Annotated in this window: 8 protein-coding genes, 1 tRNA gene and 3 pseudogenes; 6 read left to right on the top strand and 6 right to left on the bottom strand. The window is 75.8% G+C overall.

The features are described 5' to 3' along the window. Positions 1–71 precede the first annotated feature (71 nt). From BJF88_RS22380 to BJF88_RS14370, 6 genes are all read right to left on the bottom strand, one after another. On the bottom strand, positions 72–782 hold the full coding sequence (locus BJF88_RS22380; RefSeq protein WP_255372052.1) for an AAA family ATPase: 711 nt from the start codon (positions 780–782) through the stop codon (positions 72–74). Continuing rightward, positions 668–1723 (bottom strand): hypothetical protein, encoded by a 1056-nt coding sequence (locus BJF88_RS22375; RefSeq protein WP_255372051.1) that lies wholly within the window; start codon positions 1721–1723, stop codon positions 668–670. The genes BJF88_RS22380 and BJF88_RS22375 overlap by 115 nt, the downstream gene beginning before the upstream one ends. Beyond that, positions 1720–2163 (bottom strand): hypothetical protein, encoded by a 444-nt coding sequence (locus BJF88_RS14385; protein ID WP_255372050.1) that lies wholly within the window; start codon positions 2161–2163, stop codon positions 1720–1722. The genes BJF88_RS22375 and BJF88_RS14385 overlap by 4 nt, the downstream gene beginning before the upstream one ends. A gap of 133 nt (positions 2164–2296) precedes the next feature. Continuing rightward, a complete protein-coding gene (locus tag BJF88_RS14380; protein ID WP_075829312.1) occupies positions 2297–3511 on the bottom strand; it encodes a toxic anion resistance protein in 1215 nt (404 codons plus the stop codon). Positions 3512–3768: 257 nt separating this feature from the next. Next, on the bottom strand, positions 3769–4158 hold the full coding sequence (locus BJF88_RS14375) for a hypothetical protein (RefSeq protein ID WP_075829311.1): 390 nt from the start codon (positions 4156–4158) through the stop codon (positions 3769–3771). Between the two features lie 198 nt (positions 4159–4356). Continuing rightward, positions 4357–4432, bottom strand: a tRNA-Arg gene (locus BJF88_RS14370). Between the two features lie 293 nt (positions 4433–4725). On the opposite strand from BJF88_RS14370, the gene BJF88_RS14365 reads away from it, so the two are divergent. The 6 genes and pseudogenes from BJF88_RS14365 to BJF88_RS14340 all read left to right on the top strand — a co-directional run. Next, positions 4726–6261: a GTPase domain-containing protein gene (locus BJF88_RS14365; RefSeq protein WP_255372049.1), complete on the top strand. Its 1536-nt coding sequence runs from the start codon at positions 4726–4728 to the stop codon at positions 6259–6261. 313 nt (positions 6262–6574) lie between these two features. Then, on the top strand, positions 6575–7843 hold the full coding sequence (locus BJF88_RS14360) for an ABC transporter (protein ID WP_255372048.1): 1269 nt from the start codon (positions 6575–6577) through the stop codon (positions 7841–7843). 45 nt (positions 7844–7888) lie between these two features. Continuing rightward, complete coding sequence (locus BJF88_RS14355) at positions 7889–8632, top strand: single-stranded DNA-binding protein (protein ID WP_075829310.1); 744 nt, start codon at positions 7889–7891, stop codon at positions 8630–8632. 45 nt (positions 8633–8677) lie between these two features. Beyond that, positions 8678–10359: pseudogene (ettA, locus tag BJF88_RS14350) on the top strand (energy-dependent translational throttle protein EttA). Between the two features lie 237 nt (positions 10360–10596). Continuing rightward, positions 10597–11163 (top strand): annotated as a pseudogene (locus BJF88_RS23810) (dynamin family protein); the annotation flags it as partial. A gap of 1383 nt (positions 11164–12546) precedes the next feature. Continuing rightward, positions 12547–13451 (top strand): annotated as a pseudogene (locus BJF88_RS14340) (GTPase); the annotation flags it as partial. Positions 13452–13583 lie beyond the last annotated feature (132 nt).

Here is a 13583-nt window from a genome sequence, read left to right as displayed (position 1 = left end):
GGCGGACGCGCGCCCGGTGCGGGCGATCACACACCGGCGCGGGCGGTCCGCCGGGCGGACCGGGGTGGTCGTCATGCGTTCTCCTCGACGGTGGGCGGCGCTGCCGGTGGCTCGGCGGGACCGGGCGGGTCGGGCGTGGGCGGGTCGAGCGTCGCGAGCAGCGCGGGCGCGTCCTCGCCGTCGACCAGGTCGGCCGGCAGGAGCAGGCGCAGTTCGTCCACCGTCGGCTCGGCCGTGTCGCGAAGGCGCCACGCGTGGCGCGCGACCGCCGCGTCGAGCACGTTGCGCGCCCAGCGCGCGTTGCCGAACCCCTCGGTGCGCGGCTGCGCGGCGGCGAGCCGCTCGAACGAGGACAGCGCCTGCGGCGTGGCCTCGAAGTCGGCGCGCCGCGCCATGCCCGCGAAGATGTCGCGCAGCTCGCCGTCCGTGTAGTCCTCGAACGTGATCGTCGTGGAGAAGCGCGACTCGAGCCCCGGGTTGGTGGCGAGGAACTCGCCCATCGGACCCGGGTACCCGGCGACGACGACGACGAGCTCGTCGCGGTGGTCCTCCATGTCCTTGACGAGCGTCGTGATCGCCTCGGCGCCGTACTGGTCCTCCGCGAGGCCGTACGCCTCGTCGACGAACAGGACGCCGCCGAGGGCCGTCGCCACGACCTCGGACGTCTTCACCGCCGTCTGCCCGAGGTAGCCCGCGACGAGCTCGGACCGGTCCACCTCGACGAGGTGGCCCTTCTCGAGGAGCCCGAGCGCGCGGTAGATCCCCGCGACGAGCCGCGCCACCGTGGTCTTGCCCGTCCCGGGGTTGCCGAGGAACAGAGGTGACGCGTGAGCGTCGGCCGGGTGAGGCCGGCCTCGGTGCGCAGCCTCTCGACGCGCAGCAGCTCGGTCTGCCGGCGGATCTCGGCCTTGACGCGGCCGAGCCCGGTCAGGGCGTCGAGCTCGGCGAGCAGCTCCTCGAGCGGGCGGGGCGGCTCCGCGACGTCGCCGTCCGCGGGCGTGTCGCCGTCCGCGGGCGCGGACCCCTCCGTCGCGCCGACGGGCCCGGTCGTCGGGCTCGGGGCGGGTACGGTGCCCGACGGCGACGGGCCGCCCGCCGCCCCCGGCCCGCCCGGGCGTCGGGCGGAGAGGGCGTCGAGGATCGTGTCCACGGACGGCACGTCCGGTGCGGCTGTGCGGGGGACGCCCAGCGGGGCGAGCGCGTCGAGGTCGAAGGAGCTGCCGGTCGCGGGGCGTGCGGTGAGGGGCCCGGCGGTCGACGGCGGCGGTGACGGCGACGGCGGCGCGGCCCGCCGTGCCGGGGTGGCGGGACGGCCCGGGGCGCTCCCCGAGGCGGCCGAGCGTTGGACCGCGGCCGCGGCTGCCGCGCTCCCGGCGACGTGGGGACCCGGCGAGCCGAGACGTGCGGCTGCCGCGGCGACGTCGGCCAGGGCGCCGCCGTACGCGCCGGCGTGCGTCGAGCGTGCGGCGACGAGCCCCGCGAGGACGTCGCTGGGCGACGTGCGCCACCGACGCGCGCTCGACGCGGCGGTGAAGAACGCTCCCGTGGCGGCGGGGTCGTGCCCGAGCGCGCGCAGCCACGCGGCCGGCGCCCCCGGGGACGACTCGGCGACGGCCGCCGCGAGCCGGGCGCCCTCGTCCCGCGCCGCGTCCTGCGCGACGCCGGCACCGCGCGCGACCGCCGCCAGGGCGTCGAGCGCGCGAGCCAGGTCCGGCGTCGTCACGGTGCCTCCAGCCGTCCGGTCCGGTCCGTGGGCTGCGGGGTGCCCAAGCCGGCGTCCGGGGAGAGCGAGATCGAGGAGTCGCGGAACTTGTCGGCCAGGAACTGGCCGTGCGCGACGAGCGCCGCGGCGTCGGCGCGCGAGACGGCGTCCGAGATCTTGTCGAGCGTCACGCCCAGCAGGTCGAGCTGGTCGCACAGCAGCATGAGCGACGTCTTGCCGTGCGCGACCACGCGCCGGTCGGCGAAGTCCCGGGGCAGGCGCAGGTAGGCGCCCACGGCCTCGGGCAGGTAGCTCGTCGCGGTCGCCACGACGGTGTGCGCCTGCTGCGACCCGCCTCCGAGGCGGTCGAGGCGCGGCACCATCTCCTCGACCGTGCCCGTGATGCGGTGCACGCGCGCGGTCACCGCGGGCGGCACCCGCCCCTCGATCTGCTGCTCCACGCGCTCCACGGACGCGAGGATGTCCGCGCTCGTCGGCGGAGCGGGGAGCGCGACGTCGGGCCCCGGCGGCGCGAGCGCCCGCCGAGGCGGGCGACCACGTCGGAGAACCAGCCCATCTGCGGTCCGTCCCGGCTCAGAGGCGGCCGAGGTCGAGCGCGCCGTCGCCCGCGGCCTGGGACACGTCGGACCGGCGCGCGCGGTCCAGGTACTCGTTCGCCTTCGCGGTCTCGGTCTCGAGCACGCCGATCGTCTGGGACATCGAGTCCAGCGCCTGCGTCTTGAAGGTGGAGATCGAGTCCAGCGTCGCGTAGATGTTGGCGAACGCCTGCTGGAGCTGGGGCAGCCCGACGCTTGCGCTCGCCGCCTGCGACTGGATGGTCGCCGACTGGTCCGCGAGCATCTTCGACGTCGAGGCGATCATGCTCGAGGTGGTCGTGTTGAGCGCCGTGATCTGGTCCAGCACGAGCTTCTGGTTCGCGAGCGCCTGCGCGACGATGACGGCGGTGCGCAGCGCGGAGACCGTGGTGGTCGTGGCGCGGTCGACGCCCTTGATGAGCTCGAGGTTGTTCTTCATGATGATGTCCATCGCGAGGTAGCCCTGGATGGACACCGCGAGCTGGGTCAGCAGGTCCTGGTGCTTCTGGCGCACGTAGAACAGCACGTCCTCGCGCAGGGCCTGCGCGCGCTCGGGGTCGGTGGTCTCGAGCGCGGCGATCCTCGTCGACAGCTCGGTGTCCAGGCGCTCGGCGATGAAGATGTACTGGTTGAGGCGCGCCATGGTGTCCCAGAGGTTCTGCTTCTCCAGGTTGAGCGCGGCGTTGTCCTTGCGCAGCTCGTCCTGCCCGTTGTAGAGCGACTGCACGATGGCGTTGAGCTGGGACTGCGAGCTCTCGTAGCGGCGGAAGTAGTCCTGCACCTTGCCGCCGAACGGGATGAAGCCGAGCAGCTTCTTGCCGAACGACGCCTCGCTCGGGTCGAGCTCCTCGACCGTGCGGCGCAGCTCGAGCAGCGACCTGCTCACCTTGGAGCTGTCGGAGACCCCGCCCTCCCGCAGCTCCTTGACCGGCATCTCGAGCATGCGGTTGGACACGTCGGCGGCCGCGCGGATGTCGGCGTCGCCCATCCGGCGCACGTCGTCCGCCTTCGCGGCGAACTCGGGGCTGCGGGTGTCCGTCGCGAGCAGCTGGTCCAGGTACGAGCCGACCTTGGCCTCGAGACCCGGGACCGCGGCCTCGTCCACGCGCGGCGCCATCGAGGGCGCCTGCGTGGTGGCGACCGGCCTGACCGGCTCGGGGGCCGTCAGGGAGAGCGTCTCGGCGGGGGGTTGGAGCGGTGCTGCCTCGGTCATCTCGATCCTTCGCTCGTGCGTGCCGTCGGGTCGCCGTCGGTGGGTCGTGCGGCCGGTCCGGCGAGTATATCTACGGCGGCTGCCCCGATCTTTACCCTTTCCCTGCTCACGACGGGTGAGAGGCCCCCGTCCCGCCGCGCGGCGACGTCCCCGTCCGCGGCGTCGCGCCCGGGACGACGAAGCCCGCCGGACGACGTCGTCCGGCGGGCTGCCGCGCTCGCGGTCTCCCGGTGACGGCGGGCCGCCGTCCGGGGGGGTCAGGACGCGACGGGGACCGTCGCGTAGTAGGTGCGCAGGCGCTCGCGGGTGGTCGGGTCGAGCCGGCGGCGCGGACCGCTGGGGCTGCCCGGCTCGTGCACCGCGAGCCACGAGCGCAGGACGGACGTGGCGACGCCGAGCTCGCGCGCGACGTCGGCGACCGTGGGCCAGCCGGGCTCGGCCGTCCGCACCGGAGCGCCCTGGCGGGCCGCGTGCAGGTCCGAGCCCCACGCCATCGCCTCGGCGTGCGTCGAGAACCCGCCGATGCGGGTGGTCCGCGGCCCGGGCCGCTCGAGGCACCACTCGTCGCCGCGCGGCACCACCCGATACGTCCCCTCGGTGGCGCTCGCCTCGTAGCCGCCGTCGATCGCGCTCCACTGCAAGTGCATGCGCGGAGTCTGCACGGGAGCCTCACGGTTCCTCGGCCATGACACCACGGTCCCGGCGAGTTTCACCCTGGCGCGTGCTGGACGCTCGTCCAGCTCCGCTCCGACGGTCGAGCGCGACGGTGGTCGAGGAGCCTCGCGCCCCGCCGCCGTCGGGCGCCCTCGCCCCTGCCCCCGCGGCGAGGCGCCGACCGCGCCGGCTGGTGCCCCGAGCAGGACTCGAACCTGCAACCTACGGATTAGAAGGCCGTTGCTCTATCCATTGAGCTATCGAGGCGCGCAGCCATCGTAGTGGGCGGCGGCCGCGGCCGGGGAGTCCCGAGCGGTCCGACCAGCCACGACGCGTGCCGGCGTCGGCGCGGTCGATCGCGGCGGGCGACGGTCGGCGCGTACGTTTTGCGGCGTCGGTCCCAGCCGTCACTATGAACCCGTGAGAACCCCAGACGTCGCCTCGGGCGCGCGCGCCACCGGTCCTGACACCGTGCCGGGCGCCGCACGGGCGCGCCGGGCGACGAGCTGGGCGTCACCGTCTTCGACGTCGCGCGCGACCTGCGTCGCGACGTCGCCGACGTGGAGCTGCCGCTCGCCGTCGCGGGGCGTGACGAGGCCGCGGCGTCACGCGACCGCCTGCTCACCCAGCTGGAGGAGCACCTGCTGCCGCGGCTGAAGGAGCTGTCCTCCCCGGCGGTCGTGGTCGTGGCCGGGTCGACGGGCGCCGGGAAGTCGACGCTGTACAACTCCCTCCTCGGCGAGGAGGTCTCGCAGGCGGGCGTGCTGCGCCCGACGACGCGCGAGCCCGTCCTCGCGTTCAACCCGCTCGACGCGGACGTCGTGGTCGAGGGGCCGGCGACGCGCATGTCCCGCGTCCTGCAGCACGACGGCGTCCCGCGCGGGACGGCGCTGCTCGACGCGCCCGACCTGGACTCGCTGCTGTCCGAGAACCGCGAGACCGCCGGCCTGCTGCTCGAGGCGGCGGACCTGTGGCTGTTCGTCACCACCGCGTCCCGCTACGGGGACGCGCTGCCCTGGAAGGCGCTCGGGCGGGCGATGGAGCGCGGCGCCAGCGTCGCGATGGTCCTCAACCGCGTCCCGCGCGAGACGCTGACGACGATCCGCGGCGACCTGCTCCAGCGCCTGCGCGACCACGGCATGGAGGGCGTGCCGCTGTTCGTCGTGCCCGACGTCGGTCCGCACGAAGGGCTGCTGGACCGTGAGGTCGTCGCGCCCGTCGCGCGCTGGCTGACGATGCTCGCCGGCCCCGATCGCTCCCGCGCGGTGATCGTGCGCACCCTCAAGGGCTCGCTCGCCGCGCTGCCCGACTGGGTGACCGGCGTCGCCGACGCCGTCGAGCAGCAGGTCGAGGCGGCCGAGCGCCTGCGCGCGGCGGCGACGGACGCGCTGCCGGCGGTGCGCGAGCTCGTGCGGGAGACGGTGCAGCGGGGCGACGCCGCGCGCGGTGCGCTCGAGGCGCGCTGGGCGCAGGTGATCGGCACCGAGCGGGTCGACAAGGTGACGGTGCGTCGCGGCGTCGTCCGCTCGACGCGTCGTCGGGGCCGGGCCCGCGACGCCGCCCTCGTCCCGCTGCGCGAGGAGGCGCTCGCCGTCGTGCGGCGCACGCTCGTGGCCGACGGCGTCCGGGCGGCCGCGGCGGTCCGCGCCGCGCTCGACGGCGCGGGACCGCTGCCCGGCGCGGAGGACGTGCTGCCCGACGACGAGCTCGCCGCCGGGCCCCGCGAGGACGCCGCGGCCGAGCAGGCGGACGCGTGGGCGGAACGCGCGGCGCGGGTCGTCGCCGGCCTGGGCGCCCCGGAGGCTCCCGAGGCGTCCCGGGCCGCGGTCAAGGCGTTCGGCGAGAACGGTCTCGCGGCGCTCCTGCTCGCCGGGTCCGCCGGTGACGACGACGCGGCGCGCCTCGTGCGGACCGTGCTCCCCGGGGCCGCCGACGACCTCCTCGAGGACCTGGCCGGCGACCTCGCCGACCGCGCCGTCCACATGGTCGACCGGGAGGTGGGACCGGTGCTCGCGGCGCTCGACGTGCCCGCGCTAGCCGCGGACGCCGCCGCGGGCCTGCGCCTACGACTCGCCGAGCTGAGGAGGCTCATGTGACGTCCCACGACGCCCAGCTGCGCGCCCGGACGGACGACCTCGCCCGCGCGGTGGACCTCGCGGGCGACCGGCTCGACCCCGACGTCGCGGCCCAGGTGCGCGACGCGGTCGCCGGGGTGCGCGAGCGCCTCGCGCTCGGCGTCGACCACACCGTCGTCGCGCTCGCCGGCGGCACCGGCTCGGGCAAGTCGAGCCTGTTCAACCGTGTCACGCGCTCGACTTCGCCGACGTCGGCGTCAGACGGCCGACGACGGCGCGCGTCACGGCGTGCTCGTGGAGCGGCTCCGCGACCGCGCTGCTCGACTGGCTGGAGGTGGACCCCGAGCGGCGCATCACCCGCGACGGGGAGCTCGACGGCGACGACGAGACCGGGCTCGGCGGTCTCGTCCTGCTCGACCTGCCCGACCACGACTCGATCGAGCCGGCGCACCGGGCGGTCGTCGACCGCGTCCTGCCCCTCGTCGACCTGCTCGTGTGGGTCGTCGACCCGCAGAAGTACGCCGACGACGCCCTCCACTCGGGATACCTGCGCAAGTCCGGCGGGCTCGAGGGATCGATGGTCGTGGCGCTCAACCAGGTCGACACCGTGCCCGAGAGCCGGCGCGCCTCGCTGGTCGACGACATGGGGCGCCTCCTGCGGGAGGACGGCCTGTCGGGCGTGTACGTCACGACGGTCTCGGCGCGCACGGGCGAGGGCCTGGACGAGCTGCGCGACCTCCTCGAGCAGGCGGTCGCCCGGCGCAGCGTCGCGGCGAGCCGCGTCGCGGGCGAGCTCGACCGGGCCGGGGCGCTCCTGCTCGAGCAGATCCCGGGCGAGGTGCCGTGGACGATGAGCACGGCGGTGGAGGACGAGGTCGACGCGCTCGCGGACGCGACCGGGCTGGCCGCCGTCGCCGGGCAGGTGGGCGCAGCCGTCCGCAACGGCTACGGACGCCCGGAGTTCACCCCGCCGCAGCCCGACGCGGTCGCGCTCTCGCGCTCGCGCTGGCTCGAGCGTGCCGGGCGCGCCCTGCGCCCCGGGTGGCGGCGCGCGCTGGACGCCGCGGTGTCCCCGGCGCCGGCGATCACGGACGCGACGCGCACCGCGCTGTCGAAGGTCCCGCTCGACACGCGGGGCCCGGCCTCCGCGCGCCCGACCCGCCGCGTGGCGTGGGGCGCGCTCGCGGTCGGCGTCGTCGCGGGGGTGCTGGCGGTGCTCGGCTCGCTGGGCGTGCTCGACCTGTCGCGGACGCTGCTCGCGGTGTGCGCCGTCGCCGCGGCCGCGGCCGTGCTCGTCGCCGTCGGCTGCTTCCTCGCCGTGCTGCAGGTGCGCCGCACGCTCGCGCGCCGGCGCGAGCAGCAGGTCGTCGCGTCGGGGCGGGGCGCCATCGAGCGGGTCGTCCAGGAGGCGTTGGGGCGGCCCACGCAGGAGCTGCTCGACGCGCACCGGCAGGTGCGCGAGCTGGCGCAGTCGGCGCGCGACCGGAGCCCGGCGGCCCCGCTGAGCGGCGCCCTGCGGTTACCCACAGGCCCGGAGCTGGAGGGCCCGTCCACAGGCGGCGCCCCGACGGCGGACGGCGGCACCCCCGGCACCGCACCCTGAGGCGGTGCCGGGAGGGACCCGGCGCACCGACCTCGGGAGGCACCCATGCACGGTGACGTCACCGTCACGTTCTCGGGCTTCGTCGCGACGACGCCCACGCTCTTCACGTCCCCGTCCGGGACCGACTTCACGAGCTTCCGCATCGCGCAGACGCGGCGCTACCTCGACCGCGAGCGGGGCCAGTGGGTGGACGGACGGACGCTCTGGTTCACCGTCAAGGCGTTCAAGCACGTGGCCCGCAACGTCGCGACGTCGCTGCACAAGGGCGACCCGGTGGTGGTCACGGGCCGCCTGTCCGTCGACGAGTGGACCGGCCCGGAGGGCCCGCGCTCCAGCCTCGTCGTGGAGGCGACGTCCCTCGGCCACGACCTCACCCTCGGCGAGTCACGCTTCGCGCGCACGGTCCACCGGCGGGACGAGGGGTCACGCACGGGCGACGAGGGGACCGACGGCCAGGAGCCCGGCGGCCGGCGCCCGACGGCCTGGTTGCCGACGACGAGGGGACGTCGGCCGGCGAGGGCGGCGTGGGGGAGACCGCACCCGGTGCGTCGGGGACCGGCGGTGCGGACGCGCTCGACGACCCGTGGGCGCTGCCCGACGACGCGCGCGACGCCGGCGAGCCGGCGGCGGACGACGACGCGCTCGGCGCCGCGGACGACCTCCCGCAGGAGGCGCGCCTCGCCACGGTCTGACGTGCGGCCGCCGCACCGGGTGCCCGCCCGCGCGGCCGGGCGTCACGTCCGACCACGACGACGACCACCCGTGCGGCGGCCCGACCGCGTAGGCTGAGGGGTCGACAACCCGCGAGCGACCGAAACGGTGGAACAACAGGCTGTGGCTGAGTTCATCTACTCCATGTACAAGGCGCGCAAGGCGCACGGCGACAAGGTCATCCTCGACGACGTCTCCCTGAACTTCCTCCCCGGCGCGAAGATCGGGGTCGTCGGCCCCAACGGCGCCGGGAAGTCCACGATCCTCAAGATCATGGCCGGTCTCGACACGCCGTCCAACGGCGAGGCGCGCCTCTCCCCGGGCTTCAGCGTGGGCATCCTCCAGCAGGAGCCGCCGCTGAACGAGGAGAAGACCGTCCTCGGCAACGTGCAGGAGGCGGTCGGCGACATCCTCGCCAAGAAGCAGCGCTTCGACGAGATCTCCGCCCTCATGGCCGAGCCCGACGCCGACTTCGACGCGCTCCTCGCCGAGATGGGCACCCTGCAGGAGGCCATCGACGCGGCCGACGCGTGGGACCTCGACTCCCAGCTCGAGCAGGCGATGGACGCGCTGCGCTGTCCGCCGCCGGACGCCGACGTGTCCGTGCTCTCCGGGGGTGAGCGTCGTCGCGTCGCGCTGTGCAAGCTCCTGCTCGAGAAGCCGGACCTGCTGCTCCTCGACGAGCCGACCAACCACCTCGACGCCGAGTCCGTGCTCTGGCTCGAGCAGCACCTCGCGACCTACCCGGGCGCGATCCTCGCGGTCACCCACGACCGCTACTTCCTCGACCACGTCGCCGAGTGGATCTGCGAGGTCGACCGCGGTCGCCTCTACCCGTACGAGGGCAACTACTCGACGTACCTGGAGAAGAAGCAGGAGCGCCTCCAGGTCCAGGGCAAGAAGGACGCGAAGCTCGCCAAGCGTCTCAAGGACGAGCTCGAGTGGGTGCGGCAGAACGCCAAGGGGCGCCAGACGAAGTCCAAGGCGCGCCTCGCCCGCTACGAGGAGATGGCGGCCGAGGCCGAGCGCACGCGCAAGCTCGACTTCGAGGAGATCCAGATCCCGCCGGGCCCGCGCCTGGGGAACGTGGTCCTCGAGGCGTCGAACCTGCAGAAGGGCTTCGGCGACCGCCAGCTCATCGACGGTCTGAGCTTCACGCTGCCGCGCAACGGCATCGTCGGCGTCATCGGCCCGAACGGCGTCGGCAAGACGACGCTGTTCAAGACGATCGTCGGGCTGGAGCCGCTCGACGGCGGCGACCTCAAGGTCGGCGAGACGGTGTCGATCTCCTACGTCGACCAGTCGCGCGGCGGCATCGACCCGAAGAAGACGCTGTGGGAGGTCGTCTCCGACGGCCTCGACTTCATCAAGGTCGGCAACGTCGAGATCCCCTCGCGCGCGTACGTCGCGTCGTTCGGCTTCAAGGGCCCCGACCAGCAGAAGCCGCGGGCGTCCTGTCCGGCGGGGAGCGCAACCGTCTCAACCTCGCGCTCACGCTCAAGCAGGGCGGCAACCTGCTGCTGCTCGACGAGCCGACCAACGACCTCGACGTCGAGACCCTCGGCTCGCTCGAGAACGCGCTGCTCGAGTTCCCGGGCTGCGCCGTCGTGGTCTCGCACGACCGCTGGTTCCTCGACCGCGTCGCGACGCACATCCTCGCCTACGAGGGCACGGAGGAGAACCCGGCGAGCTGGTACTGGTTCGAGGGCAACTTCGCCTCGTACGAGGAGAACAAGGTCGAGCGCCTCGGCGCCGACGCGGCACGTCCGCACCGCGTGACGTACCGCAAGCTCACGCGCGACTGATCCACGTCGACGCCGGGCGGCGTGGGACGCGTCCGCCCGCGTCCACGACGGCGCGCGCGGTCTTCCATCCGCACCGCTCGTCCCTCGCGGTGCTCCCGCCAGACCCGCCACGACCGCGCGCGCCGTCGTTCCCGCCGGGCTCGTCGTCGGCGCGCCTCGCGACGTGATGGCCCCCGTGCCGGGACAGGGCGCCCCGTCGTGCGCGCGTGGCCTGGGGTGTTGCGGCAGACTGACCGGATGGCGGAGCCCCTCCCGACGCGCGACGACGCCGCCGAGCCTGCGGTTGCCGACCGCGGCACCGCGGGACTGGTCGAGGCGCTCGAGCTCCTGCGCGGGCGGCTCGCCGCGCTCAGGCTGCCGCTCGAGGTGCCGGGCGTCGGGACGGCGCGGCACGACCTCGCGCTCGCCGTCGACCAGCTCGACGACTACCTGCTGCCGCGGCTGCGCTCGCACTCCGCGCCGCTGCTCGTCGTCGTCGGCGGGTCGACCGGCGCGGGCAAGTCGACGCTCGTCAACTCCGTGCTCGGCGAGCACGTGTCGGCGCCCGGCGTGCTGCGGCCCACCACGCGCGCGCCCGTCCTCGTGCACCACCCGCTCGACGAGCGGTGGTTCTCGACCGACCGCGTGCTGCCCGGCCTCGCCCGCGTGAGCGCGCACCGTGCGTCGGGCGGCGCGAGGCCGGTCGCCCTCGACCCGGCGCGCTCGCTGCGCCTCGTCGCGAGCGACGCCCTGCCGCAGGGCCTCGCGCTCGTCGACGCACCCGACGTCGACTCCGTGGAGACGGCGAACCGCGAGCTCGCCGCCCAGCTCCTCGGCGCGGCCGACCTGTGGCTGTTCGTCACGACCGCCGCCCGGTACGCCGACGCCGTCCCGTGGGACCTGCTGCACGGCGCGGCCGAGCGACGCGCCCAGGTGGCGATCGTCCTCGACCGCGTCGACCCCGGCGCCGAGGCGGTCGCGGACGACCTGCGGCGCATGATGGCCGAGAACGGTCTCGGCGCGGCGCCGCTGTTCACCGTCCCGGAGCGCGACCTCGTCGAGGGGTTCCTCCCGGAGGACGCCGTCGCGGAGCTCTCGGCGTGGTTGACCGCGCTCGGTGCCGACGGCCACGAGCGCGACCGCGTGGCCCTCGCGACGCGCGACGGCGTGGTCGACGACCTCGTGCGGCGCGCGGTGGTCGTCGCCGGTGCCGCCGACGCCCAGGGCGCCACCGACGCGCGGCTCCGCGACGCGGTCGGACGCGCGTACGCCGACGCGGCGGCCCGGGTCGACGCCGCGACGAGCGACGGCGTGCTGCTGCGCGGCGAGGTGCTGTCCCGGTGGCAGGACTTCGTCGGCACGAGCGACCTCTTCCGCTCCGTCGAGCAGGGGGTGGGGCGCGTGCGCGACGCCGTCGCGGCGTTCTTCCGCGGCCGGCCCGCGCAGGCACCGCAGGTCGAGCAGGCGATCGCGCACGGCCTGGAGGGGGTGGTCGTCGACGCGGCGGAGGACGGCGCCGAGCGGGCGCACGCCACGTGGCAGGCCGACCCCGCCGGGCACGCGCTGCTCGGCGGCCTCGAGCTCGCACGGTCCTCGCCCGGCGCGCGGTCCGACGTGGCCGCGCAGATCCGCGCGTGGCAGGGCGACGTGCTCGACCTCGTCCGGGAGCAGGGCGCGGGGAAGCGGGGTGCCGCCCGCGCGCTGTCGTTCGGCGTCAACGGCCTCGGCGTGAGCCTCATGGTCGTCGTGTTCGCCTCCACCGGGGGCATCACCGGTGCCGAGATCGGCATCGCCGGGGGGACCGCGCTCGTGGCGCAGAAGCTCCTGGAGGCCGTCTTCGGCGACGACGCGGTGCGGCGGCTCACACGCACGGCCCGCGACCGGCTCGCCGAGCGGGTGGGCGACGTGCTCGACGCGGAGGCGAGGCGGTACACCGCACAGCTCGACGCGCTGGGCACCGGCGGTGCCGGGACGGCGGCGCAGGGGGTGCGGGACGCCGCCCGCGCCGTGGAGGCCGCGTCGCGCGCCGAGCGGGCCGCCCGGCCCGTGCGTCGGGGGAGACCGTCGCCCGGCACGCGGCACGCCCGCTGCGCGGCGCGACCACCACGGCGAGGACCGCCGCGGCGACCGGGGCGCCGGACGACGACCGTGCCGGTACGGGGGCGACGCCCGGCTTCTGGCGACGCCTCATCGGGCGGGGGTGCGCGGATGAGCATCGACCTGGCCGACCGCACCGCCGCGCTCGAGTCCGCCGTCCTCGCGGGCGACGGCCGTCTCGACGCCGCCCTGCTCGGGAGCGCACGCGGTCGTGCGGCGCGCGCGGGAGCGGGCCGGCCTCTCCGCGGAGCACACGGTCGCGGCGCTCGCGGGGGCGACGGGCTCCGGCAAGTCGTCGGTGCTCAACGCCCTCGCCGGGGCCGACCTCGCGACGGTCGGCGTGCAGCGTCCGACCACCTCGCACGCGCTCGCCGCCGTCTGGGGGGCGGGCGGGGCCGGGCCGGCCGGGCCCCTGCTCGACTGGCTCGAGGTGCACCGTCGCCACGAGATGAGCACCCCGCTCGTGTCCGGGGACACCGACGACGACGCGCGGCCGGGCGCGCTGCGCAGCCTGCTGCGGGCGGCGGGACGACACGCCGGGGAGCTCACCGACGGCCTCGTCCTGCTCGACCTGCCCGACCACGACTCCGTCGTTGCGGAGCACCGCGTGCGCGCCGAGCGCCTCGTCGAGCGCGCGGACCTGCTGGTGTGGGTCGTGGACCCGCAGAAGTACGCGGACGCGGCCCTGCACGAGCGGTACCTGCGCCCGCTCGCCGAGCACGCGGCCGTCGTCGTGGTCGTGCTCAACCAGGTCGACCGGCTCTCCCCGCAGGACGCCGAGGCGTGCCTCGCCGACCTGCGGCGCCTCGTGGCGCAGGACGGCCTCGCGGACGCGCGCGTGCTCGCCGTCTCCGCGCGCACGGGGCAGGGGATGGACACGCTCCGGGACCTGCTCGCGGACGCGGCGGCGCGCCGTCGGGCCGCGAACGAGCGCCACGCCGCCGACGAGCGCGCCGTCGGTCGGCGGTGCCGCAGCGTGCGGCGACCCGCCGCGCGCACGGGCCGCGCAGGGTGCGCCGCGAGCGTGTGCGCGACGTGCAGGTCCGCACCCATGTGCCGGTCCATCGCCTCGGCCCGGGCGAAGTCCGCCTCCCAGTCGCCCGTGGACAGCAGCGCGTCGAGGGACCCGAGGGTAACCGGTCGGCGGC

Origin of the sequence: Cellulosimicrobium sp. CUA-896, from assembly GCF_001942335.1 — a bacterium.
Classification (GTDB): Bacteria; Actinomycetota; Actinomycetes; order Actinomycetales; family Cellulomonadaceae; genus Cellulosimicrobium.
This window is presented reverse-complemented; position numbering and strand designations above follow the sequence as displayed.

Coding starts and splice junctions, on each gene's coding strand:
- BJF88_RS14380 (WP_075829312.1), bottom strand. CDS start 3,511: ATGACCGAGGCAGCACCGCTCCAACCCCCCGCCGAGACGCTCTCCCTG.
- BJF88_RS14355 (WP_075829310.1), top strand. CDS start 7,889: ATGCACGGTGACGTCACCGTCACGTTCTCGGGCTTCGTCGCGACGACG.
- BJF88_RS14375 (WP_075829311.1), bottom strand. CDS start 4,158: ATGCACTTGCAGTGGAGCGCGATCGACGGCGGCTACGAGGCGAGCGCC.